Genomic DNA, 24,807 nt, shown 5'->3' with positions numbered 1-24,807 from the left:
CTTCCTCGCGTCGCCGCCGTCGGACGGCGGCGGGATCCTATCCGCCGAGGAACCCTTCTACCACCAGCCCGCGACGCTCGCGCTCCGCGCGCTCGAGGACGAGGGCCCCCAGCGCGACGTCGAGCGCCCCCAGCCCGAACGGGCTGAAGATCGACACGCCGCCGGGCGATCGGCGGCCGATCTGCGCGCCTCGCAGGACGTCCCCGAGCGTGCACCGGATGAAGCCGCGATGGCCGACGAGCGCCTCGCACAGGTGCAGCGACGTGCTGGCGCGGCACACGTGGTCGATGTCGTCGACCACGTTGTCGGCGTCGCGGAGGATCTCCGGCGCGAGGTCGCGCAGCGACACGTGGAGGATCGTGGTCCCGGGGGCGCACGGCGACAGATCGGCGACGTGCGGCGCCGCGGCGGTGGTCGCGAACGACACGAGCGAGCTGCCGGCCAGCACCTCCCTGACGGCGCCGACCGCGCGCACGGCGAGCGCCTCGGTCTCCGCCGGGAAGCTCGCCGCGAAGCCCCTCGCTCGCGCCGCGTCGATGTCGTGCACGAGGAGCTCTCCGCCGATCGGCAGCGCCTTGCGGAGGAAGCGCAGGATCGCCGCGTTGATGGGCCCGCAGCCCACCAGACCGACCTGCGCCGCGCGGCCGGCGGGCACGAGGTGCGCGGCGGCCAGCGCCGCGCTCGCCGCGGTCCGCCACGCGCTGATCGTCGACGACTCGAGCACCGCCCGCAGGCGCCCGGTCGCCACCTCGTTGAGCAGGAGCACCGCGGACGCGCGCGGCCGCCCCGCCTCGAGGTTGGCCGGGACCGACGCGATCCATTTGAGGCCGGCGGCCTCGACCCCGCCCCCGACGAACGCCGGCAGCGCGATGATGCGATTGCGCGGATCGCCGGGCAGCGGCAGAAAGAGCGAGTGGGGGACGGTGGTCTCGCCGGCCGAGTGGGCCAGGTACGCGCGCTTCACGGCCTCGAGCACCTGCGGCTCGCTGTCGGCCAGGAGGCCGCCGACGTCGGCGGCCGAGAGCAGGCGAAGGTCGCCGGAGCGCGGAGGGTGCGGAGCGGTCATGAGGCGAGGTCCGGTACGGATCCGAGCTCGCGCCGGACCCAGTCGTCGGCGTAGATCGTATCGAGGTACCGGTCGCCCCGGTCGGGGAGGATGAGCACGCAGCGCGCTTCCGGCGGGATCCGCTCGCGCAGCTTTGCCAGCGCCGCGACCCCGCCGCCCGACGAGCCGCCGGCCAGGATCGCCTCGCGGGCCAGCAGCCGGCGGCACCCCGCGACGCACTCGGCGTCGCTGACGTGGACCACCACGTCGGCCCAGGCCGGGTCGAACAGGGACCCACGCTCGGAGCTGCCGAGCCCCGGCAGGCGGCGCGGCGCTCGTCGCGCCCCGAAGAGCGCGCTCCCCACGGCGTCGACGGCCACGAGCCTTGTCTTGAGCTCGTGCTCGACGATGTAGCGGCGGCAGCCGGCGATGGTGCCGCAGGTGCTCGTCGGGCAGAGGACGAAGTCGACCTCGCCGCCCAGAGCCTCGGCGATCTCGCGCATCGTGCCGTCGCAGTGCGACATCACATTTCCCGGATTCGCATACTGGTTCAGCCAGTGGGCGCCCGGGACGCGGCGCGACAGCTCGGCGACGCGGCGCTTGCGGGCCGGCAAGAGCTCGCCTGTCTCGGGATCCGGCTCCTCCACCATCTCGACCTCGGCGCCGTAGGCGCGCAGGATGGCGAGGTTGTGCCTGGTCACCTTCGGGTCGACCACGCAGATGAAGCGCAGCCCGAAATACGCGCACGCCTGCGCCAGCGCGATACCCATGTTGCCGCTGCTCGACTCGACGATCACCGAGTGTTCATCGATCAGGCGCGCGTCGAGGGCGTCCTGCAGCATCCGGAGGGCGGAGCGGTCCTTCATGCTGCCGGAGGGATTGACGTACTCCAGCTTGGCGAAGATCTCGCGCGACGCGCCGGGGAACAGCCGCTTGAGCTGCACGAGCGGCGTATTGCCGATGGCGCCGAGGATACCGTCTCCCGATGCGACTCGCTGTGATCCTGGCCGTGTGAGCACGAGCTTCGCTCCGATCTCCGCGAGCCACGGACGGTGCGTCGCCGGGCGGTGGGTGTCAAGGATCTCGCCGAGCTCCAGGTCGGAGAGCGCGGCCGCCGCCTTCGTCACCGCGTCACCGCGCGCAGGTCCTGCTCCGGGGCCCTGTCCACGGGGCGGCCAGCGGCTGCGGGCGGCGGACGCGCAGCGCGGCGAGCGTCGGCAGCCGCGGCGCGGCCACGTGGACGAGCGGCCGTCAGGCGCGAAGCGACCGGGCCCCCTGGCGAACCACGCCCGGCTGGAGCGCCCGGCACAGCCGCTGCTCCGCTGCTGCACGACAGCCGCGGCATCGCGGGTGCTAGGTGAACCGTGAGAGCCGAGGTGGAGCATGATCATCCAGGGTGTCCGTATTGCGAGGCCACAGCGGAGCGCGCACGAGGCTGAGTTCTCCCAGAGATCCCAGCGCCTCGAGGGCGCCTCGTCCTCCGCCGAAGGTGCCGTCTCCGAATATATGCTGAATGTGCGGGAGGGAGTACACGACCGCAACATCGCCAATTTCCTCGGTATCGCGTCGTCGTGGTCGTACGCCGACATCGACACCTTCGCCAGGCTGATGCACCGCCGCGGGATCGCGACGTACAACGAGACCGTCGGCCTCACCAACACCAACCCTGCGCTCTTCGTGGATACGACGGCGTACCTGGTCCAGAGCGCCAGCAGGAAAATCGCGATCCTCACGTTCCGCGGGACCGGGCTGCAGAATACCGTCAACTGGTTGACGGACGTGAGCGCCAGACCGGACACGTTCCTCAGCGCGGGACGCGTCCACGGCGGCTTTTACCGCGCCGCCCTGCTCCTGTGGCCGACGATCCGGTCGCTGCTGCAATCCGCCTTGAACGGCGACTCGATCTGCGAGGCTGCCATGCAAGAAAGAGCGAAGGTGCAGGACTGCCGCGGGGCGCCTCACGCTTGCGGCGAGGCCGGCCAGCCTGGCGCCCCCGGCGGGGAGGGGCCGGAGGCGCTGCGCGGCGTCGGCCCGCGGTCCTCACAGGAAGAGCGGAGCGGGTTGGACGCGCTCTACATCACCGGTCACAGCCTCGGCGGCGCGCTCGCCGTCGTCGCCGCGGCGCTCATCCACATCGATCCCGAGCTGGACGCTATCAGGCAAAAGGTGCGCGGCATCTACACGTACGGGCAACCGATGGTCGGCTTCAGCGACTTCGCCGCGCGATTCGACGAAGAATTCGGAAAGAAGCTCTTTCGGCACGTCTATGGCAAGGACATCGTGCCGTGCCTGCCACCGCGCACGACGGGGAAGTTCGTGCACTTCGGCAGGGAATTCGAGTCGGATGAAGGGGGCTGGGTGTACCGGAGCACGTCTGCGAGCCAGGTGCGCACGTTTCTGGGCAGCACGATAGTCGGTGTTCTGGCGTGGGTTCAGACGCAGCTGTCCGGGCTGCCGCTCCTCCAGTGGTTGCCCACGCGATACTCCTGGGGCGATCACTCGCCGCTGAACTACCTGCGCACCTCGCAGACGGTCCCGGCCGGCTCCGAGTTTGCTTGAGCAGAGCGCCTCCCCCGGGCGGCTCTTCCGCCTGAGCTCCAGGGGCAACGGGCACCACGCGGCAGCGCGTCACGGAGGATGAGATCATGAATCGACGGGTCACACAGGGACAGGCGCTCGCGTGGCTCGGCTGCCTGGCTGCCGTGGTCCTCGTCGGGTGCCAAGGCGGCCGGACGGCGGATCCCGCGACGCCGGAGCGGGCGGAGGTCTGGGGAATCCCCTCAAATAATGCCGAAAATCTCGCGGAAGACGGCGTGCTCCCGGACGATGCGATCGAAGGCCGTCATGAGAGGCCGAAGCCAGTCCTCGCGCAGGGTGGGAATGCAGTCGTACCAGTAGAGCCCCTGGCGGTAGAGCGAATGTGTGCGGCGCTTGACGGTGTTGACCTTCAGATACCGATCGAGGCCGGCCTCCTCGCTCGCAGCGCCGAGCAGCGTCAAGAGTGCATGGGCGATGGCCGCGAGCAGCAGCAGGCGATCGCGCCGGTCGGCGTTGTGGATGTGCGTGGCGGAGAGGCCCATCCCGAAGTGGTTGTCCTTGATGTCTCGAAACGTCTCCTCGATCGTGAACCTCTTGCCGTAGAGCTTGACGATATCGCCCGCCTTGCGGCCCGAAAGCGTTGTGGCCAAACACCACGGCTCCTTCATCTTCGGCGCGTGGACAAGGACGACGGCCGGGACCTTCGCGCGGTCGGCGGTGACGCGCACCTCGCGCAGCATCGTGGCGCGGCGGCTCGTCGGCACCCACGCGCTGGCGGACCTCGCTTCCCCGGCCGCGTTCTCGACGACGATACCCCCGCGGAAGCGGATTACGAAGTCCCAGCCCATGAACTCCAAAAAGTCGTAGAGCTTGCGATCGCCGAAGCCCCGGTCGGCGAGCAGAATGACCTCGACCGTCTCGTCGATGGCCCCGTGGAGCCACTCGATGAGCTCGTATTCGTGGTCCTTCTGAGTGCCTTTCAACGCGGACTTCTTCACCGTCTTCCATGCCAGCGGCGTGGCACGACCATGCCGCGTCACAAGGTAGGCGCAGAGCGTCGTGTGATCGTCCTTCTCGAAGTCCGTCCAGTCCAACGCGATAACGATCTCTTTGCGGACCCCGATCACGAACTCTACCCACGACTTCAGGGAATGGAACACGTCGATGCCGGTATTGCTCAGCAGCCGGTCGACCTGCTTGACCCCACTCTTCGGCTTGACGTTTGCGACCTTCGCATACGCTTGGCCGATGGCATGGATGGCCAGCACCGCCGCGTGCAGGACGCCAACGACGCCGTTCGCGAGCGACAGGACGCGCATCGCGTGCAGGTCATCGCCGAACAAATTCTCGACGAAGGTCTGGATGTACTTCGGGTCGACTTTCGGGCGATTGGTCTGCGTAGATGGCGCAGGTGCGGAGTCATGTGTGGCAGGCTGATGCGCGTTCTTCGCGAAAGTCGTCATGATGTCGCTCGGACCAACGGCGCATGCGCTAGGCTCGCTGGTCGCCTCCTACCAATATATATTCCGGTCAGCGACGACGATTTCTCACTCGCACGGCACAATTATTCGTTTCGAGGTCCATGAAGCTCAAGATTTCGATGACTCATGTCACCAATGGACCTACGCATGCCGACCGTGGAGCAGCTCTCTGCGACCACTAATTTCCGCCACGAAAATGAGGGGATCCCTCAGCTCTGCGACCACTAATTTCCGCCACGAAAATGAGGGGATCCCTCAGGGCGGAGGTGGATCGCGCGAGAATAGAACGAAGGCTCGACGAGGTATCTCCGCTGCGTGTCGCGGGCACACAGGTGACCTATGTGGAGACGTCTGACGGCGCTGCGCTCGAGTTCACCCTGCGCCGAGACGCGGAGCTGCTCCCGGGAGCGGCCTTGAGCGAGCGCGTGGTGGAGATCCACCGGCGGGCCCAGGAGATGGCAAGTCTGCATGCTCGACCCGAGGGCGGCGATGGCGGCCATGACTGTCCGTGTAGGGCTTTTTGTTGTCTGGCGTGCCCAGTAACAAAGGTGGAGCTGATCCCCGGGGGCGCGAGGATTCGCTTCGCGCCCGACACCGCGCCGCTCCGCAAGGCGGTGGCCGAGGAGGCAGCGAGGATGGCGAGGTGACGAGAGGCGGCGACGCGGCGCCCGTGCCCTGGAGGTCGCCGAGGTCACGCACCGCGAGAGGACGGTACACGTCCGGTCAACCACGAGCACGCTGGCGCCGGCTGCCAACCCCGCGCGCATCCTCGCTCGCGGCCGGCTGGCGCGTCCGTTCGCGGTCCTTCCGGCAGTCCACGAAGCTCCTGCTACCCACGCTGACCGCCACCTCGCCGAGTCGGCGCTGCTCGCTGCGGTCCGCGACACGCACCAGGCGATCGAGGCCGCGGAGCCACCTGCCCGCAGCCTGCTCGGCCATCTGGTGCGGAGCCAAAATCCCTCGGGGTTTCGAGCATCCCCGGCAAGAATTGAACTTGCGACCTTCGGTTTAGGAAACCGCTTCGAGGCGATCCGCGCCGCTGCGGGATTGAACCAATTTTCCAATCATTTCGAGGAATGTAGAGCGACAGTAATAATGGCTCTCCCGCACTTTTGCTGAAAGAGGTTGCTGAGCTCGCTCGCGCTGGCGCGCACCTCGCTCTCGCCCCAGCTTCCGAGCTCGTCGAGCCGGCTGGAGGTCGCAGGCGATCGAGCGCGACCGGCCGGCGCGCCGTGGCGGCGTCACCGTGGTGGAATCCCTCCTCTTTCTCCCTGTTCCTGATCTGACGCTCGAGCGCGTGCAGCACGAGTCGGGCACGCTCGTGCTGACCCTGCGCAGACTCGACGCCGAAGCCTGCTGTCCGGATTGCGGATACGGAGCGAAGCGCGTCCAGAGCCGTTATCGGCGCACCCTGGCCGATCTGCCCCATCAGGGGGTCCCCGTCCGCCTGCAGGTACAGGTCCGACGGTTCCGGTGCGAGCAGCCTGCATGCCAGCGTGCGATCTTCACCGAGCGGCTCCCCGCGTTGGCTCCGCCGCACGCGCGTCGTACGCGGCGACTCTCCGCGGCGCTGACGCGGGTTGGCGCCGCGCTCGGCGGCGAGGCAGCCGCGCGGCTTTTACCCACGCTCGGCTTCAAGAGCAGCGCCGACACGCTCCTCCGGCTGGTTCACCATGCCGAGGTCGACCCGGCCCCGCCCCCGCGCGTCGTGGGGGTCGACGATTGGGCGATCCGGCGCGGGCACACCTACGGTACGATCCTCGTCGATCTCGAACGGCGGGCGCCCATCGACCTGTTGCCCGATCGGACGGCGAATACGCTGGCGTGCTGGCTGAAGGAGCGCCGCGGAATCGCGCTCGTCGCGCGGGACCGCGCCGAGACGTACGCGCAAGGCATCCATGAGGGCGCGCCGCGCGCCGTGCAGGTGGCGGATCGTTGGCACCTGCTCAAGAACCTCGGCGAGGTCCTCGAGCGGCTGCTCCAGCGCCATCGCGGCGCCCTCGAGCGGGCCGCGACGCTTGCCTCCGCGCCGATGTCGGCCTCGGCCTCCGCATCGGCACCACCGCCGCACGCGGACGGGGCGGCCGTCGTTCACGAACTGGCCGATGATACGGGCGCGTCGAGCTCTCCCGCAGCGCCACCGCGCGCCGCGACATCGCGGACGAAGCGGCAGAGGCTCTATGAACAGGTGCATGCTCTCCATGCTCAAGGCTTCTCGATCAACGCGACGAGCCAGCGGATTGGGCTTTCGCGGCAGACCGTGCGCAAGTACCTCCGCGCGGATCGGTGTCCGGAGCGCGCAAAACGGCGGACCAAGATCGGCACCTGGACCGAACACGATAGCTTCCTGCGCACGAGGTGGAACGAGGGCTTTCGAGACGCGGTCATGCTCTTTCACGAGCTCGCAACGCGGGGCTTCCGTGGCACCTTGCGGACCGTCCAGCGTCACGTCGCTTCGTGGCGCCGTGGTGACGATCCGCGCGATCGGGCGCGCCGGCCGTCCGGTGGCGTCGCGGCCTCGAAGGCAATGCGGCCACCATCACCCCGCGAGCTGCGCTGGTGGCTGCTGAAGGACTCGGTCGAAGCGAGGGGAGATGCCGCCGAGCGCACCGACGCGCCGACCCCTGACCAACGTCGGTACCTCCATCATCTGCGCGAGCACTGTCCCGCGATCGCCGCAGGCCAACGCCTCGCGCAAGACTTCGCCCGGGTCGTTCGCACTCGGGACGCCGGCGCGCTCGTGCCCTGGTTGGAGCAGGCCGCGGCGAGCTCGTTGGCGGAGTTTCGCGATTTCGCCGCCGGTCTTCGCCGCGACGAGCGCGCGGTGAAGGCCGCCCTGACCGAGGCGTGGAGCAACGGGCAGACCGAAGGCCAGGTCACGAAGCTGAAGATGCTCAAACGCCAGATGTACGGCCGCGCCAGCGTGGCTCTCCTCCGCCAGCGCTTGCTCCTCGCGGCGTAGGACGGATCGCGCGCGCTACCGGGCCGACATCCAACGGGGGAAGACCACGGCGAGCTCAGCGAGCGTGCGTCCTGCCCGCGCTTTGCAAGCAGCGGCACCGGACGAGTCTGGTCCTCTCCTTCAGCAAGATCGCGGGAGAGCCGAAGTTACTGTCGCTTGACACTGCTTGGCCGCGATCTGCATGACGAAGACTTCCGCACTGTCTTCCTGGCGGCGCTGCGATGGCTCGGGGAACACGTCGACACCCCGGAGGGCCAGCAGCTGTTGCGCCTCGTCTTCAGCCCAGCTTCACCCGAGGAGAGCGGGGCAACTGAAGGCCGGCACTTTGTCGAGTCGCTCGTGGATACTTTGGCCTCGTCCGTGGAAGGCGAGGGCTTCGAGGATGCCTGCCGGGCCCTGCCGGCGCTACTCGTGGAGGCTGCGCGGAGCAGAGCACCAGCGCTGGAGCGAAGAGCTCGGGTCCTGGTTGCGCGAGCGCTCCGCGACCGGCGGATGCACCGAGAGCTGCGGCGCCGCATGGCCGGGGCGTGTCAACGGCTGCTCGAGGCGGACGCGTGGCCGGACCGAGCGCGCGCCCTCCAGCTGCTGAACGAGCTAGGTTTGGCGCCAGCGCTGGAGGACTAACAGAAGGCGCGTAGCACATCCGTCTGACCTCGCGCGACCGCCAGTGAACGTCGCCCCCGCCGGTGCGCCCCCGCCGATTGGCATCATGTCCTCGTGGCCGGCGGGCGCCACGTCATCGTCGTCGCTGCTCGCCCCGCGGGTCGGCGTGCCCTGACCCCCGACGCTGCTCATCCAGACCGGCCAGCAACGTCCTGAGGGCCCCCGGGTTCACGGGCTTCGTCCGGTGGACGTTGAAGCCCGCCTCCGTCGCCCGTTGCTTGTCCTCCTGCTGCCCCAGCCGGTCAGTGCGACGAGACCATCTGCTCCTCCGCCCCTGCAGCCGGACCGAGGACTTGCTCCCCTGCCTGGGCCGTCGCGCCTCGCCGTGACACGCCCGCCGTGCAGTTCGACCAGCCTGGGACAAGCGAAAGCCCGATCCCGAGGCCGTCGTATGATCGCTCGAGCGCCCGGGACGCCTGGGAGGACATCTGGAGGAGGCCCGGGAGCTGCTCAACGGCGATCCCGATGGCGGTGTCCGCCCCTGCCGCTCGACCGAAAGCCGGATGCGGCCGCCATCTTACGTACGGTTCGCCTCACCTGAGTCGGGTTACGTCCAGGCTGCCGGTCGCTTCGGCGGCGGCAACAGCCATGGGCGCCGAGGTGGCAACCGGCGTCGCGCCAGTGACAACGGCCCGTCATCCACGGACGCCTCGCGAGGACATGCGCGGGTACCGGCACCAAGAACGTGCGCGAGCAGTATTGCCAGCGCTTACGAGTAGGGGTACATACAGACGCTTACAACGCGTGGAGGGGTTGCATGGTCGATGGCACGCTCAGCCACGTGCTCCTTGCGGGCAGAGGCCTGCCCGGCGACGTCCGGGTTCAGTCCTACGAGGCGCACGAGGCGGTGTCGCTGCCGTACGCGGTCCACGTTGAGCTCGCGACCAGCGACGCGTCGTTCCGCATCGACGAGTGCCTCCAGCGCCGGATGGTGCTCGAGGTCGGGGACGGACACGGTGGCGTCCGATATTACGACGGCCTCCCGGATCGCGTCGGCTTCCTCGCGTACCGAGGCGGCGAGTTCTTCTTCCACATGCGACTTCGCCCCACCTTGGCCGCGCTCGAGCACCGCGAGGGCTCGCGCATCTTCCAGGACAAGACCCCGGTCGACGTCGTCAAGACCATCCTGGCCGAGGCCGGCGTCGACACGGACGTGGAATGGCGGCTCCAGCAGACCTACGCCCCGCGCGAGTTTCTCTGCCAGTACTGCGAGACGGAGATGAACTTCGTCCATCGGATTCTTGAGGACGAAGGCATCTTCTACTTCTTTCTCCACTCGCCCGACGGCCACAAGCTCGTCTTCTGCGACGACCCGGGAGCCTTCGCGAAGGAAGAGAGCGCCCCGCCCGTCGTGCTCGCGCCGCGCCAGGGCGGCGTCGCGGGGACGCAGCCCCTCCTCGAATTCCGCCGCGAGAAGACGCTGCGCGCTACCGAGGTGGAGCTGCGCGACTACGACTTCGAGAAGCCCGCCTTCCCCCCCACGGCGACAACCCCCGCACCAGGTACGTGGCCCATCCGCCACTTCCAGTACCCGGGCGGCTTCACCTCGAGTGCCGAGGGGTCGCGCCGGTCGCGGGGACGCATCAGCTCGCTGCGCGGTGACGTGGACGTCTGCCGCGGGAGGAGCCGTGCGGCCGGCCTCCTCTGCGGCGCGCCGATGACGGTCGAGGGGGCCAACGAGCCGTTCCTGAACGGCGAGTTCGTCGCGGTGGAGCTGCGATCACGAGGTCGCAGCGGCGAGGACGCGTGCGAGAACGAGTTCGCCGCCATCCCCAAGGGCGCGCCCTTCGCGGCGCCCCAGCGGGCGAAGAAGCCCAGGATCCGCGGCATCCAGACGGCCGTCGTGACGGGCCCCTCGAACGAGCCCCAGTCGATCCACGTCGACAAGTACGGGCGCGTCAAGGTGCGCTTCCTCTGGGATCGCTCCGGCAAACAGGACGACACGTCGAGTTGCTGGTTGCGCGTCTCGCAGCTCGGTCTCGGCGGCTCGATGGTGCTGCCGCGCGTGGGCTGGGAGGTCTCGGTCGCGTTCCTCGACGGCGACCCCGATCGCCCGATCGTCCTCGGCCGTGCCTACAACGCCGAGACCCCCCCGCCCTACGCCCAGCCCGGCGCCGCGGCCGATTCCTCGCTGAAGAGCATGGCGACACCGGGCGGCGCCGGACACAACGAGCTCAAGATGAGCGACACCGCCGGCAAGCAAGGTGTGTCGATCTCGTCGCAAAAGGACCTCAATATCTCGTCCGGCAACGACAAGAACGAGACCGTCGCTGTGAATGAAGATCACAGCGTCGGCGGCAACTACAATGTGACCGTCGGCGCGAACGAAACGACCTCGGTGTCGGCGAACCAGTCGATCGACGTCGGCAATGCGCTCCAGGTCAAGGTGACGGGCGCGCAGAGCGTCACGGTCGGGGGCGACGAGCAGACGCACGCAAAGTGCGATTACGTCGAAAAGGTCGGCGGCACCCGGGACTACAGCGTTGGCGGCAACCAGATCACCATCTCGTGCGGCGTCCGCCAGAACATCACTGGAGCCTTCAAGCGCGACGTCGGCGCGGTGCAGGTCAACATCTCGCTCGCGTCGATCGATGACAACATGCTGGCGACATACGACGAGAAGGTCGGGGCGGTGACCGTACAGCTCGTGAGGGGCGTCGCCGTCGAGAGCGTCGCCACGACCAAGGACCAGACCTCGACCGCGGCCGAGCTCCACGTCGTGCCCGCGCTGTCGACGTCCGCGAAGGGGGTGAAGCAGCTCATCGGCGGCGTGCACCTGCGGAAAATCGGCGGAGATTTCGTGGTGCAAGCGCCGAGGATCGTCCTCGGCGGCGGCGTCGGCAAATTCAACGCCGGCGGCAGCTCGGTGAGCCTCAACGGCGGTCCGGTGGTCCTCAAAGGCTCGAAGATCGCGATCGAGGCGGGCGCGATCGTCAAGCTGGCATCGAACCTCAAGATCGGTTGAGCGGAGCGGGGCGATGGCAAGTCTGATCGATCTCGAGCACGAGCTCACCGTCGACGGCGCGGGGTACCACGTCCTGTGGATCGAGGCGCACGAGCCGCTCGACGACGTCGGCGTGGTGCACTGCGAGATCACCGACCACGCGGGTGGGCCGGATCCGGCGGCGCTCGTGGGAAACACGCTGGTGCTCACGCTGTCCCGCCCGGGCGGGGAGCAAGAGCGGAAGCTGGTCGGCTACGTGGTCGAGGCCGAGAGCACCACGTCCCGAGGCGACGAGGAGACCGGGGTACGCGTCATCGCGCGGCCACGGATCTTCCGCCTCACCCAGCGCACGGACTGCCGCATATTCCAGGACATGCCGGCGCCGGAGATCGTGAAGAAGGTCCTTGAGGGCGCCGGCATCCCCGAGGACGCCCAGCGGTGGCAGCTCGCGGGCAGCTACCCGGCGCGCACCTATACGGCGCAGTACCGCGAGACCGACTTCGAGTTCATTCGACGCCTCCTGTCCGAGGAGGGGATCGCGTTCGCGGTCGACTCGATCTCCGGGGCCGATGTGGTCGTGCTCTTCGACACGGATCTCGGCGACATCGACGGCGGCAAGGCGATTCCCCATCGCCCCGGCGATGGCCTAAATGCGCCGGAGGATGCGATCGGTGCCATTTCCTGCGAGACGTCGGCCGCGCCGGGCAAGGTGCACCTGCGCGACTACGATTTCGAGCATCCTCGCGTCAAGCTCGACGCCAGCACGGATGGCGAAAACGACGCCGAGCGGGCGCTGGAGGTCTATCATTACCCCGGACGCTTCAAGGCCCCTGCCGCGGGCGACCACCTCGCCGAGGTACTCCTCCAATCGCTCCGCGCCCGCCGGGAGACCGTCTCCGCGTCGACGAACACCCTGCGGCTCCACCCCGGCCGCAAGTTCGAGCTGGAGGACCACCCCTACGCGCCGCTCAACCGTGAGTACACGGTGCTCGGCGTGGACATGGCCTTGGACCTGCGGAGCAATGCGCACCAGCGACAGGGCGAGGTCGGCGAGAGGGTGCGCCTCTCCTTCTCCGCAATCCCCGCCGCCACGAGGTACCGGCCGCCGCGCGTGCCGCGCGCGGTGGCCGCGCCCGGAGCCCAGATCGCGGTGACGACGGGGCCGGCGGGCAAGGAGATCCACACCGACGCGCATGGCCGCGTGAAGGTGCTCTTCCCGTGGGACCGCCTCGGCAAGCCCGACGATTCGTCGAGCCTCTGGATCCGCACCTGCCAGATCCCGCTCGGGGGAGGCATGCTGACGCCGCGCGTCGGCTGGGAGGTCTACCTCAACTTCACCGACGGCGATCCCGATCTGCCGTTCGTCTTCGGACGCTTGTACAACGGCAAGACGCCGCCCCCCTACCCGCTCCCGCAAAACAAGACGCGCACGGCATTCCAGACGGCGACCACGCCGGGAGGCGGGTCGAGCAACGAGATCCGGATGGACGACAAGGCGGGTTCGGAGGAGATGTTCATCAACGCCTCGAAGGACGCCGCCGTCTCCGCGGGGAACAACGCGACGGAGACCGTCGGCAACAACGAGACCCGATCAATCGGCGCAAACCATGCGCTGTCTGTGACCGACAGCATGTCGGCCAGCATCGGCGCGGATCAGGCGATCTCGGTCGGCGCGGACCAGACGATCCATGTCTCGACCTTCATGGCCGACGACGTGGGCAGCCACTCGCTCTCGATCGGCGGCAACCGTGATCTCAAGGCGGGCGGCGACCACAAGCGCACGGTCACCGGAGCGTCGACGCTCACCATCGGGGGCATGCAGGTGGATCTCGTCGCCGGATCGGCCGACGAGAACGGCCTGGCGACGATGGACGACAAGGTCGGCGCGGCGCTGATCGAGCTCACGGCGTCGGGCCGCACGGTCACGGTGAAGGAGAGCAGGACGGAGACGGTGGGCGCGGCGAAGGTGATCCTCAGCGGAGGCGGGCGGGCGGTGGAGGTCGGGACCGGCCTCAAGCAGAAGGTCGCGGGCGCGGTGCTCACCAAGATCGGCGGCGACCGCGCCGACACCGCCGAGGGCGACTTCCTCGAAGTGGCGGGCGGAGCGCAGCTCATCAAGGCGACCAACGTCGTTTTTCATGCGGACCAGCTCCTCAGCGTCGTCATGGGCGCCTCGACGATCACGCTGACGCCGGCGTCCGTGTCGATCGCGGGCGCCAAGATCACGCTCGACGGCGAGTGCGACGAGATGGCCCTCCTCGTGACGGACAACTGACCATGGAGAACCGGTCGCTCAGCGTCCTCTTTCAGGCCGGCCCGCTCGCGTCGCCGCACGTGGTCGGCTTCCGCCTCGAGCGCCACCTCGGGCAGATCACCGTGGCCGAGATCGAGGTGCGCTCGGCCGTCTATGCGGAGCCGGACGATCTCCTCGGGTCGCCGGCGCGCCTCGTGTTCGGCCGCGACGAGGTCGAGCACGATTTCTCGGGGGTGGTGATGAGCGTCGTGATGGTCGCGTCACCCGAGGACGGGGTCCGCTCCGAGCTCGTCTATCGCCTGCGCGTGACGTCGATGCTCGGGCTCCTGGAGCGGCAGGTAGACTGCCGCATCTTCCAGAGCATGGACGTGAAGGAGATCGTCTCCGCCGTCCTGCGGGACCACGGCATCGGCAACGAGCGCCAGTCGTGGCATCTCGTGGCGAGCTACCCGAAGCGGGAGTATTGCGTCCAGTACAACGAGTGCGCGCTCGCCTTCGTCTCGCGGCTCCTCGAGGGAGAGGGCATCTACTTCTTCTCGGACACGAACAACGACGGCGAGCTCATCGTGTTCGAGGACGACAGCACCATGAGCGATCCGCTCCAGGGCGACCGGCGGCTCTCCTACCGCTACGGCGCAGGCCTGGAGGGGAGCGAGGACGCGGTCGGCGTCATCACCCAGCGGCACCGCACGGCAACGGGAAAGGTCACGCTCCGCGACTACGACTTCAAAAAGCCCAACGTCGATCTCACCGTCACGGCGACCGCCGACAGGGACGCCGATCTCGAGAGCTATGATTACCCCGGCCTGTACACGAAGGCGAGCGAGGGGACGCGGCTCGCCGAGGTCCGCCTCCAAGCCCTGCAGGCCGGGCGGGTGTCGATCGAGCTCGAGGCCGGCTGCCTGCGCCTCGCCCCGGGCCGCTGGATCGAGCTGAGCGAGACGCCGAACGGTCTCGACGGCGCCTACTTCATCACCGGCACCGTGCACGAGCTCACCCTGGGCGCGTACCGGGTGCTCGCCACGGTGATCCCGAAGGCGGTGAAGTACCGCACCCCACAGCGCACCCCGACGCCGCGCATCGACGGCCCGCAGACCGCGCAGGTCGTCGCCCCGCCAGGCTCGCCCGCCGAGGAGATCCACACCGACGCGCACGGTCGCTGCAAGGTCCGGTTCCACTGGGATCGGTACGGCAAGCAGGATGACAGCGCGTCGTGCTGGATCCGCGTCGCACAGCCGCAGACGAGCGGATCGATGGTGCTGCCGCGCGTCGACTGGGAGGTCATCGTGGAGTTCCTCGAGGGCAACCCCGACCGGCCCATCGTGACGGGTCGCGTGTTCAACGGGCGCTTCATGCCGCCGTATGCTCTGCCCGAGGGCAAGACACGAACGGCGATCAAGACGGCCTCGTCGCCGGGCGGCCGCGGCGCGAGCGAGATCCGCATGGAGGACAAGGCCGGGAGCGAGGAGATCAAGATCCAGGCGCAGAAGGACACGACGATCGCGACCGGGAACAACAAGACGAAGTCGACGGGCGCCCATGAGACCAAGAACGTCAAGGTCAACGCGGAGCTCACGGTCGGCGGCGACCAGACCATCAAGGTCACGAACGGCTACAAGAACACCGTGGTCACCGCGCAGGACGTGTCGGTCGGCGGCAACCGCACGGTCGAGGTCAACGCCGTGTACGGGCTCACGTCGGCGGGCGCGAGCGAGACGTCCGTCGGCGGCAACCAGATGGAGATGGACGGTGACCCCATCCAGGCGCTGCTCTCGCTCGCCGAGCAGGCCGTCGTCGCGGCGGCCAAGGCCGAGGCGGCGAGAGCGCTCCAGCAGCTGGATCAGGCCGTCTCATCGAAGGTCAGCCAGCTGATGGGCACCGTCGGCGGCCTGCAGGGCACGGCCGGCCAGATCGGCGCATCCATGGATGCGGTCAGCAGGGGCAACCTCGGCGCCGCGTCGGGCGCGCTCAGCGCGGCGTCGCGGTTGCCGACCCCGGCCGCGTTCGGGGCGTCGCTCGCCGGCGCAGGCGGCGGGCTGTCGGCGGGCCAGACGGCGAACCTCCAGGTCGGGCTCAACTCGCTGGTCCGCGGCGCCCTCGACCGGGGCAAAGCCGAGCTGGGCGAGGCGCTGGGGCTCGAGGGCGCCGGCGGCGGCGGGACATCCCAGGCGAACACGGCAGGCCCCGACGGGGCCGTGGCCGGCAACTCTGCAAGCGATAGCGCCACCGGGCCCGGCCACGCCATCAATGTCTGCTCATCCACTCACGGCGAGGAGATCGGGAGCCTCAAGGCGACCATCGCCGCGGCGGGGATCCACACCACCATCAAGGGAGCCCGCACCCAGGAGATCGGCGCGGCGCGCGTCGAGCTGGTCGGCGGGACCCGGGCCGAGTCGTGCCTCGCCGACAAGACCGAGAAGGCCGTGGGCCTCGTCGTGCTCAGCAAGGGTCCGGAGACGGAGAACGTCGGAGGCAGCCGGTCGACGATGGTGGGCGGAGCGATCCTCGAGAAGATCGGCGGATCGAGCACCGTGCTGGCAACCGGCAAGGCCATGTTCGTCGGCGCGTTCCACAAGGTGGAGGCCTCGAGCGCCATCGTGCTCAAGTGCGGAGAGAGCGAGGTGGTCATCGACGGCGGCGGCATCGCCATCAAGGCGGCGGCGGTCACCATCACCGCGCCGACCGTCACGCTGACGAAATCGGTCTCCGAGGCGTAGAGTCGGCCATGGACGCTCCCAATCTCAGTAACAAGACCGAGTTCGTCGCCAGGCCGGTTCTGCTCCTGGCAAAGGACGGCGAGCGCCTGGTCCTGATCGTCAAGGCGACGTTCACCGGGGTACGCGGGGAGAGTGAGCTCGAGCGCTCGCCGCGGGCCAAGCGGCGTGGGATTCGCGGAGCGGACGTGCCGTGGGGCGAGCCCGAGAAGAGCAGCATCAAGTTCCCATCGGACCTCTGCATCACCAAGCCCGGAACCGACGTGATCGTGGTCGCTACAGCCCACGCTCCGGGCGGGAAGGCGGTGCCGTCGTTCGATGCCGGGGTGCGCGTCGGGCGGCTGGAGAAGACGATAAGGGTGTTCGGCCTCCGTGTCTGGGAGGCCAACGGAGCGGGGCTGTCCGCGCCTCGCCCCACGACGGGCGTCGAGGTGCGGTACGACTACGCCTGGGGAGGGATCGACGTGAGCGATCCCGCACGGCCCGTCGAGGAGCCACGAAATCCGGTTGGAATGGGGATCGCACGGGACCCGTCCTCGGTGACGCACAGGCCCGCCCCGCTCATCGAGGATCCGCTGCACCCGATCGGCTCGGCGCTGACGCGACCGCCTCCGGCCGGGCTCGGGGCGATCGGGCGGCACTGGGAGCCGAGGCGCCGCTTCCTCGGGACGCATGACGCACGCTGGCTCGAGGAGCGCGCGCCGCTCCTGCCCCTCGATCACGACGACCGGGCGAATCTCTGTGCATCGCCGGGGCTCACCGCGGTCCCGCCCCTCGCCGGAGGGGAGGACGTGGCGCTCCTGAACCTCACCCCCGGCGGCGGCACGCTGGCCTTTCGCTTGCCGAAAATCCGGATCGTCGCGAGCCTGCTCGCCGCGGGGCGAGAGCCGCAGACGCTGACGGCCTACCTCGATACCGTCGTGCTCGACACGCTGGGTGTGCCCGAGAGCGCCGACGTCGTGGTGGAGCTCGTTTGGCGCGCCGCGTTCCGACCGCCGCGCCGGATGAAGGACGCGAAGATCGTCGTGACCGAGGAGGAGGTCGCGTGAGCGCCATCACGGTGGCGAGGGTCGGCGCGAAGACCGCGGTGGGTCTGAACGCCCGACAGACGGGGTTCCTCCTCCGAGCGGGCTTCCCGGCCATGGCGGAGGCGCCCCTCGTCAACGCGGCGGGCGAGGCGATCACGATGGCGTTCGTGCCGACCCTGGACGGGCGGCTCGTTGGCGCCGAGCGGCTCGCCGCGCTGGCGCGGGCGCCTCTCGAGGAGGCCGTGGCGCCGATCCGCGACGTTGCGGCGGAGGTCCACGTCGCGCTCGACGAAGAATGCCCCGAGGGCCCGCTGGCCATCGCGCTGCTCGAGGCGCTGGTGAAGCGTGTCATGCCGGCGGCGCACGTGACGGTCCAGGCACGTGGAGAGGCCGGCCCAGGAGCGTTCCTGCCGCCGGCGATCCGGGCGCTGGAGACGCGCCGTGCGAACGCCGTCGTCATCGGGGGCGTCCACAGCGACTACTCCCCTCAATCCATCACCGCGCTGGACGCGAGCGGACGACTGTTCTCGCGCGACAACCTCGACGCCCGCATCCCTGGCGAGGCGGCCGCGTTCTTCGTGCTGATGCGCACGGCGGATGTAGCCCGTCTGAAGCTCACACCTCTTGCGCATGTCATCGGCGTGGGAACGGGTCGCGAGCGCGCGCGGCCAGACAATGACGAACCGGCGTACGAGGCGCTCGGGTTGACGGCCGCGGTCCGACAGGCGACAGAGCCGCTCATGGCGGATGGGCGCACTGCCGGCTGGATCTTAACGGATCTGACCGGCGAGATGCGGCGACAGTGCGAATGGCAGAGCGTGTTCGTGCGCGCGCAGAAGGTGCTCGGGAAGCCGTACCTCATCGAGTCTCCTGCGCAGCGGATCGGCTATCTCGGGGCGGCTGCGACGCCGCTCTTCGTGGCGATGGCCGCGACGGCATGGAAGCACGGGTACGCGCCCTCGCCGATCGCGCTGACGATGGTCGGGAACGACGGTGGAGAACGGGTCGCGGTGGTGCTGGGGAAGCAATGACGGACCGGGAGGCGAGGCGATGAGTGTCACTGCGGTCATGATGGATTGCATCACGGAGAAGTCTGGTCACACGATGACCCCATGTGCCGTCAGCGTATGCACCACGCCGGCGGCCCCGAGCCCCATCCCGGTGCCCTATCCGGTGGTGGCGAACTCCACCGAAGGGGTGAAGGACGCCCCGGTGCGCACCAAGATGGGCGGCGCGAAGATCGTCACGGTGGGGGCATGCTTCAAGGCGTGCCACGGCAACGAGCCGGGGACGATGAAGGAGGTCGTGAGCCTGAACACCGGCGGGCCGGCGTTCATCGTGATGGGCGCGCCGATCGTGCTCGTGGAGCTGGGCATGGTGGGGATCACCGGGAGCCCCGGGTTCCTCAACAAGGGAGGGGGTTGAGCGATGGCGACCTCACCGGCGCCGGACGCGGCGGCCCCGCCGGGGATGTGCCCTGGGATTGCGGTGCTGGGCGGAGGCGGCGGGAGCGGGGATGGAGATGGAGACGGCAACGGGGGCAAGAGGGGCAGTGCCGGCAACGGCGACGGCGACGGCGACGGCGCCGGCAGCGACGGTAAGAACGCCCAGGGGTGCGGCAGCGGGAGCGGGAGCGGCTGCACCAACCCCAAACACGGCGGAGGGGGCAGGACAGCAGCGGGTGATCCCATCGATATCGGCACCGGTCGTGTCTATACCCTGCCGGCGATCGACCTCGCGCTGGGTGGACCGCTCGCGCTCCTGCTCGAGCGCGTCTACTCGACCGCCGCGGCCGACCGCGACGTAGGGCTGGGCTATGGCTGGTCGCACTCCTTGGCCTGGGAGGTTCATGCGCGGCGGCGCAGGGTAGAGCTCGTTCGCCACGACGGCAACATCGATGTCGCGACGATCCCAGAGCTCGGCGGACACGTTGCGCTCGGTGACGGGGCGACCCTCGCGCGCCACCCGTGGGGCTTCGCGCTGACGACCAACGATGGCCTGGTTCGGTTCTTCCGCTGCATTCACACCACCGCACAAGGGCGAAACCGTTACGTCCTCACGTCGATCGCTGACCGGAACGAGAACCGTATCAATCTAGTCTATCGTGATGGCTCGCTACGCGCCGTGATCGACAGCGCGAACCGCTTCGTGCGAGTCCGCCGCGATGAGCGCGGGCGGATCACTGCATTCGAGACAAAGAACAATCCGCACCAGGGAAAATGGGTCGCTTTCCGCAGCTACGAATACGACACCTACGGCAACTTGGTCGCCGCAGTCGAGGCGCAGGGCCATGCAACGCGATTCGCGTATAACGAGGAGCACCTCCTCACGACGCAGATCTACGCCGCCGGGTTGCATGTCTTCTATCGCTACGATCGAGCGCGGCGATGCGTCGAGACCTGGGCCGAGCATCCGGGCCAACTCGACCCTGCGCTCGACGACGACCTGCCCTCGTGCTTAGCCGATGGCTCGCCGGCCAAGGGGATGTTCCACAACAAGCTGGACTTCGGCCCCGACGGGTTCGTTGCCGTGACCGACTCGCGCCAGGTGCGCCGCTACAAGGCGAACGGGCTCGGCAGGATTGAGCGCGCCGTGTCTGGCGGTCACGTCGAGAGCAGCACGTTCGACACACGAGGCGAGTTGGTGTCTTACGAGAACCCGGAGGGCGCGCTTTGGACGTGGCAGCGCGACGAGGACGGCCGTCTGCTGGCGACGGTCGACCCGCTCGGGACGACGACCAGCTACAGCTACGACGAGAAGGGGCGTTGTACTGCGATAACGACCGGGTGCGGCAACGTGATCGCGCGCGAATACGATGACCGCAACAACCTAGTTGCCATAAGCGACGTCCTCGGCGACGTGATACGGTACGAGCTTGACGCACGCGGGCAGCTCATCGGCGCGCGCGGACCTCGCGGTGACACCACGCGCATCACCGTCGACGCACATGGCAACCGCATCGAGGTCGTCGAACCGAACGGCGCCACGCGTCGCATGCAGTACGACTACTTCGGGCGGATCACATCCATGCTCGACGAGCACGGAAGGGAGACTCGGTATCTGTATGACGACAACGGGCTCCTCGCCGCCACCATCAGCGAGGGTGGAGCAAAACAGATGCTGGTTCGCGACGCCGAAGGACGCGTAATCCGGATCACCGATCCAGACGGGCGCGTTTATCAACTCCGGTGGTCTGGGCTCAACTTGGTGCACGAGGTGCTAAAACCCGACGGCGCGTGTATCCGGTACCGCTACGATCGCGAGGGCGCGCTCGTGAAGATCATCAACGAACGAGGCGAGGTGCACCGCCTCGTGCGTGACAGAGCCGGACGCATCCGTGAGGAGCACACATTCGACGGGCGAGTCATCAGCTATCGTGACGATGCATCCGGGTACATTAAGACCGTCACCAACGCAGCCGGCGAGGTGAGCCAGCTAGCGCGCGACCCCCTGGGGCGCCTCATCTCGCGCACCTACCACGACGATCGCGTCGACGCATTCGATTACGACGCAATGGGACGCGTGGTGTCTGCGTCGAGCGGTGACGTCACGGTCACGTTCCAGTATGACGCGCGCGGCCGGCGTGTGCGCGAGACGCTGGCCATCGAAGGCGAGCTCTACTCCGTAGAGAGCGAGTACGACATGGGCGACAGGCGTGTTCTCAAGCGCACGTCGCTCGGCTACGAGGAGCGCTGCGAGCGGGATGTCATGGGCGCGCCTTCGCGTCTCTTCATGGGGGACGAGGAGCCGATCACGTTTTGTCGCGACGCAATGGGTGATGAGATCGAGCGCATCTTGCCAGGTGGCGGTCGCGTGCAGACGAAGTGCGGTCCCTTCGGGCAGCGCGAACGCGTTCGCGTGGTGTGCGCCGGCGCCCGACGCGCGCGGGTCGGCGAAGGGGAGCCCGAATGGGTCGGCGCGTTGCCCGACAGCACAGTCGACCAGCAGAGTTGCTACTTCTCGCCGGCGGGCGAGCTACTCGAAGAGCATGAACTCGACGGTAACATCACGCGCTACAAGCACGACGCGCTGGGGCAGGTCCTCGAGCGCCTTCCGTCACATGTGCGCGCGGAGTTTTATCGTTACGACGAGGCTACAAACATCCACGAAGCGGGCACCGGGGCGCAGCGCCGCGAGTATGGGCCAGGGGGGAAGCTCGTTCGTCGCGGCGCTACCGAGTACGTCTATGACGACGACGCGCGCCTGATCGCAAAGCACGAACAGCAGGAAGACGGCACCGTGCGCACGACGAAGTTGCGCTGGGCGAGCAGCGGTCTGCTCGAAGCCGTCGTCACGCCCGACGGCGGCACCGTCGAGTTCATGTACGATGCATTCGCGCGTCGCGTGGCCAAGCGCACCACGCGCCCCGAGGGCACGCGCGAGGTGACCCACTTCGTCCATGACGGCGCCTTCCTCACGCACGAGGTTCGAAAGCGCGTCGTCGGGGGCGGCGAGACGATCATCGAAGAGCGGACGTACGCGTTCGAACCCGGGACCTTCGCGCCGGTCGCGCATCGCGACGCCGTTCGCTGCGGCGGCGCCCGCGTCCATTCGCCGGCCGTTTATTATGTGAACGACACGCGCTACGCTCCGCGCCTTCTCCTCTCGTCGTCGGGCGACGTGCTGGCCAAGCTATCTACGTCGGTGTGGGGACGGCTGGAGAGCGATTCGGAGACGACGACGCCGCTGCGGTTGGTTGGGCAGTACGAGGACCCTGAGACGAAGCTGGCGTACAACCGATATCGCTATTACGATGCAGAGACGGGGCGCTACGTATGCCGTGATCCCATAGGCCTTGAGGGAGGGCTCTGGGCGTTCACGTATGTGCGCAACAGGCCGTACCGGTTGATGGATCCCTACGGGCTGGTTGACACGACGATCACCCCTCCTATCGGCGGCGAACCTCCGTCGTGCTCCAGCGGTACGTCGGGCGCCGGCATCGCCATTCACCCGGTGGTCGCTGCGGCGATACCTCCTACCGCGGGCGATCCGCCGATCTACCCTTCGTACGACAGCGGCGACCGTAAGGCGGTTCCACCGGGGCGCCCACCCACCACCTGTGCCGAACCGCGCGCGATCAGCGAACGTATTCGTGCGTATGAGCGGGCCAACGGTCTACCGGAGAATTCGCTCCAGCCAGGTGATCCTCGCGTAGCGCAGGCGCTGAACGGCATGCACGTCGCGTCGACCGATGAGAGCGGGGCCCGCGCGCCATGCCCGAATTGCAGTCAGTTGATGGCGAACTTGCAGGCGCAGAACAATTGCACGTTCACAGTGGCGTCCGGCTATGGACCTCCAACCGACCCAGGAGTCCTTCGTAATTTCACACAGCCGAATGGCCAATGGCTGCAAGCGCAAAACGCAGCATATATCATGAACGACGCCTCACTCAGCCAAAACCCCAACTACCAGCCGTTCATCAACTACGGACGGCCGACGTACCAACGATGATCGAAGAGACAGATCCGCTACTCGCCAGCCTATCGCCACGCGCTAAGGAGGCCCTCCAGCGCGCCGGCGCACGCATCGACGAGACGGCTCGCGGCACGCGCGAGGCGCTCGATGCCGCGCTTCGCGAGCGAGGCCTTCCGCCGCTCGCCGGCGTGCTCGACGCCGAAGCACATTTCGGCGGCCTGACGTGGGCGGCCGTTGTCGTACACCCGATGCGATTCGCCCGCGCCGTCCCGTCCGGTCGAACCGAGGATAACGCGGTCGCGCTCGCCGTTGGCCTCTTGTCAGGAAAGGAGCTGTTCGTCGACGAGCGCGGTCGGGTCCACGGACGATCAGCACACGGCGATCCGCTCATCCGCCTCGCCGATTCGTTGTTCGTGCTCATTGAGAAGGTCACGCTGTTCGACAGCGTCGAGCCGTTGCGACCGCGTGTGATGCGTGTCTCGTTCACGCCTTGCATCGGGGCGAGCCTCGCGGCGGCGGTCGGCGCGCAACGAGTCCCCGAGGCGAGCGATGGTGTTCATACGTTCTGGGAGCTTCCAGGGATCCTCATTGGGGACGGCGGCGCGCTCATCGGGGCACGCGACGCGACGCGCGTGTGGACCTCGTCGGTCCGCGATGCTGCGCGCGTGATACGCGCGATGAACTCGGAGCGGGTGACACTTGATCTCGCGCGCGGCGATGCACCGTGCACGGTCGATGCTCATCCGTCCAGCGCCACGCCCGAAGCACCAGTCCCCAGCGGCGTGCGCTTCGCGTCGGCAGACGGGTGGGTATCGGTCGAGGAGGAGTCGTCTCTCGCGCAGGTGCGCGCTCGCGCAGGCCGGATCGAGCGATGGACCACGTTCGATGAGGGCGGGACGTTCATTCGCTCCTACGCGCCTGATTTCGACGCACTGATTCCGCGCCTTTCGGCAGCGGCCCTGGAGAGCCTGATTCGCGCCGATGCGTCGCGCGATCCGGCGCTCACCTGCTCACGTGCGGAGCTGTCTGCGCTCCTCGAGCGCCACGGATTGCCCGCGCAGGAGGCGCTGTTCGAGATGGAGGAGGCGGCGGGCGGTCTTCGCGTGATCGGCACTCGCCCATTCGGCCCGTACGCGACGCTCCGCGCGATGCGTGGACGTCCTACGCGCGTGTACGTCGAGTCCGGATATGTCATGGACGAGCACGGGCGCATCCTGTTCGAGGACCCTGACGCCGATGTGTCAGCGGCGGTCGCGGACTCCTGGCGCGTCTTCCTGGAGCGCTGGGCGCGTAGCGTTGATCCACGCCGCAAGTCGCGATTTGCGCTGCGGATCGATCGCGTCGTCGGCGCCGAGGTCGCGCGTGAGCTGGGTGCCGAGCCTGCTCCGTCAGCGAGCGACTCGGTTTGCTCGGTGTGGGAGTCGCCGTATTCGGTTGTCCTCGAGCGCCGTGTTCCCATCCCATTCTACTCGCCGCCGTTCACCGAGGCGACGAGCGACGATGGCGATGCGGTCGTCGCGGCGATTCAGCGGATCCACGCGCGCGACCCCGAGGCCCGGATGTGGGCTACGCTCGGCCCGACTGCAGCCGATGCGCCGCTCGTGGTGGACGTGCCGCGCTGGGATCCGCCGGACCAGACGTCTCCGGGCCGCCTGCGTATCCGCGGCGTGCCCGGAGCTTATTTCGTGGAGCGATCCTGAGCGGGACGTCTTTGCGCTGACGGATGACGGCCGCTCCCGTGAGTGGCATCGCCCTCCTGCACA

15 protein-coding genes and 1 tRNA gene are annotated in these 24,807 nt (G+C 68.4%); 12 read left to right on the top strand and 4 right to left on the bottom strand.

Annotation, left to right across the window (positions count from 1 at the left end; genetic code table 11):
• Positions 1-37: 37 nt before the first annotated feature.
• Positions 38-1,066, bottom strand: coding sequence for a 2,3-diaminopropionate biosynthesis protein SbnB (gene sbnB / locus WMF28_RS10245; RefSeq protein ID WP_437601974.1), 1,029 nt, complete (start codon positions 1,064-1,066; stop codon positions 38-40).
• The gene (sbnA, locus tag WMF28_RS10240; RefSeq protein ID WP_437604237.1) at positions 1,063-2,064 is read right to left on the bottom strand and encodes a 2,3-diaminopropionate biosynthesis protein SbnA; all 1,002 of its coding nucleotides are present in this window, start codon (positions 2,062-2,064) and stop codon (positions 1,063-1,065) included. Before sbnA ends, sbnB begins: the two co-directional genes overlap by 4 nt.
• Positions 2,065-2,560: 496 nt before the next feature.
• On the opposite strand from sbnA, the gene WMF28_RS10235 reads away from it, so the two are divergent.
• Positions 2,561-3,604 (top strand): lipase family protein, encoded by a 1,044-nt coding sequence (locus WMF28_RS10235; protein ID WP_437601973.1) that lies wholly within the window; start codon positions 2,561-2,563, stop codon positions 3,602-3,604.
• A 221-nt stretch (positions 3,605-3,825) separates the two neighbouring features.
• Here WMF28_RS10235 and WMF28_RS10230 read toward each other — a convergent pair whose 3' ends face one another.
• Positions 3,826-5,046, bottom strand: coding sequence for an IS4 family transposase (locus WMF28_RS10230; RefSeq protein WP_437600079.1), 1,221 nt, complete (start codon positions 5,044-5,046; stop codon positions 3,826-3,828).
• A gap of 260 nt (positions 5,047-5,306) precedes the next feature.
• Between WMF28_RS10230 and WMF28_RS10225 the strand changes: the two genes are divergently transcribed.
• The gene (locus WMF28_RS10225) at positions 5,307-5,711 is read left to right on the top strand and encodes a hypothetical protein (protein WP_437601971.1); all 405 of its coding nucleotides are present in this window, start codon (positions 5,307-5,309) and stop codon (positions 5,709-5,711) included.
• 329 nt (positions 5,712-6,040) lie between these two features.
• Here the strand turns inward: WMF28_RS10225 and WMF28_RS10220 are convergent.
• Positions 6,041-6,113: transfer RNA gene (locus tag WMF28_RS10220), tRNA-Arg, on the bottom strand.
• Positions 6,114-6,313: 200 nt separating this feature from the next.
• On the opposite strand from WMF28_RS10220, the gene WMF28_RS10215 reads away from it, so the two are divergent.
• From WMF28_RS10215 to WMF28_RS10170, 10 genes are all read left to right on the top strand, one after another.
• Entirely contained in the window at positions 6,314-8,026 is a 1,713-nt protein-coding gene (locus tag WMF28_RS10215) for an ISL3 family transposase (RefSeq protein ID WP_437601970.1), read from the top strand.
• A 156-nt stretch (positions 8,027-8,182) separates the two neighbouring features.
• Positions 8,183-8,650, top strand: coding sequence for a hypothetical protein (locus tag WMF28_RS10210; protein WP_437601969.1), 468 nt, complete (start codon positions 8,183-8,185; stop codon positions 8,648-8,650).
• A 796-nt stretch (positions 8,651-9,446) separates the two neighbouring features.
• Entirely contained in the window at positions 9,447-11,654 is a 2,208-nt protein-coding gene (locus WMF28_RS10205; protein ID WP_437601968.1) for a type VI secretion system Vgr family protein, read from the top strand.
• 13 nt (positions 11,655-11,667) lie between these two features.
• Complete coding sequence (locus tag WMF28_RS10200) at positions 11,668-13,908, top strand: type VI secretion system Vgr family protein (RefSeq protein ID WP_437601967.1); 2,241 nt, start codon at positions 11,668-11,670, stop codon at positions 13,906-13,908.
• A 2-nt stretch (positions 13,909-13,910) separates the two neighbouring features.
• Positions 13,911-16,604 carry a type VI secretion system Vgr family protein gene (locus tag WMF28_RS10195; protein WP_437601966.1) on the top strand — a complete coding sequence of 898 codons (2,694 nt, stop codon included), beginning with the start codon at positions 13,911-13,913 and terminating at the stop codon, positions 16,602-16,604.
• Between the two features lie 8 nt (positions 16,605-16,612).
• A complete protein-coding gene (locus WMF28_RS10190; protein WP_437601964.1) occupies positions 16,613-17,650 on the top strand; it encodes a DUF2169 family type VI secretion system accessory protein in 1,038 nt (345 codons plus the stop codon).
• Complete coding sequence (locus WMF28_RS10185; protein ID WP_437601962.1) at positions 17,647-18,660, top strand: beta-ketoacyl synthase N-terminal-like domain-containing protein; 1,014 nt, start codon at positions 17,647-17,649, stop codon at positions 18,658-18,660. Before WMF28_RS10190 ends, WMF28_RS10185 begins: the two co-directional genes overlap by 4 nt.
• Positions 18,661-18,733: 73 nt before the next feature.
• On the top strand, positions 18,734-19,054 hold the full coding sequence (locus WMF28_RS10180) for a PAAR-like domain-containing protein (protein WP_437601960.1): 321 nt from the start codon (positions 18,734-18,736) through the stop codon (positions 19,052-19,054).
• Between the two features lie 3 nt (positions 19,055-19,057).
• Entirely contained in the window at positions 19,058-23,080 is a 4,023-nt protein-coding gene (locus WMF28_RS10175; RefSeq protein ID WP_437601959.1) for an RHS repeat-associated core domain-containing protein, read from the top strand.
• The gene (locus WMF28_RS10170) at positions 23,077-24,744 is read left to right on the top strand and encodes a hypothetical protein (RefSeq protein WP_437601958.1); all 1,668 of its coding nucleotides are present in this window, start codon (positions 23,077-23,079) and stop codon (positions 24,742-24,744) included. The genes WMF28_RS10175 and WMF28_RS10170 overlap by 4 nt, the downstream gene beginning before the upstream one ends.
• Positions 24,745-24,807: the final 63 nt, after the last annotated feature.

This window comes from Sorangium sp. So ce590 (assembly GCF_051521365.1).
Lineage (GTDB): Bacteria > Myxococcota_A > Polyangia > Polyangiales > Polyangiaceae > Sorangium.
This window is presented reverse-complemented; position numbering and strand designations above follow the sequence as displayed.

Excerpts from the sequence above, each read along its gene's own strand:
- WMF28_RS10200 (WP_437601967.1), top strand. The coding sequence starts at position 11,668 with ATGGCAAGTCTGATCGATCTCGAGCACGAGCTCACCGTCGACGGCGCG.
- WMF28_RS10180 (WP_437601960.1), top strand. The coding sequence starts at position 18,734 with ATGACCCCATGTGCCGTCAGCGTATGCACCACGCCGGCGGCCCCGAGC.
- WMF28_RS10190 (WP_437601964.1), top strand. The coding sequence starts at position 16,613 with ATGGACGCTCCCAATCTCAGTAACAAGACCGAGTTCGTCGCCAGGCCG.
- WMF28_RS10230 (WP_437600079.1), bottom strand. The coding sequence starts at position 5,046 with ATGACGACTTTCGCGAAGAACGCGCATCAGCCTGCCACACATGACTCC.
- WMF28_RS10170 (WP_437601958.1), top strand. The coding sequence starts at position 23,077 with ATGATCGAAGAGACAGATCCGCTACTCGCCAGCCTATCGCCACGCGCT.
- WMF28_RS10225 (WP_437601971.1), top strand. The coding sequence starts at position 5,307 with ATGAGGGGATCCCTCAGGGCGGAGGTGGATCGCGCGAGAATAGAACGA.
- sbnB (WP_437601974.1), bottom strand. The coding sequence starts at position 1,066 with ATGACCGCTCCGCACCCTCCGCGCTCCGGCGACCTTCGCCTGCTCTCG.
- WMF28_RS10175 (WP_437601959.1), top strand. The coding sequence starts at position 19,058 with ATGGCGACCTCACCGGCGCCGGACGCGGCGGCCCCGCCGGGGATGTGC.
- WMF28_RS10205 (WP_437601968.1), top strand. The coding sequence starts at position 9,447 with ATGGTCGATGGCACGCTCAGCCACGTGCTCCTTGCGGGCAGAGGCCTG.
- WMF28_RS10195 (WP_437601966.1), top strand. The coding sequence starts at position 13,911 with ATGGAGAACCGGTCGCTCAGCGTCCTCTTTCAGGCCGGCCCGCTCGCG.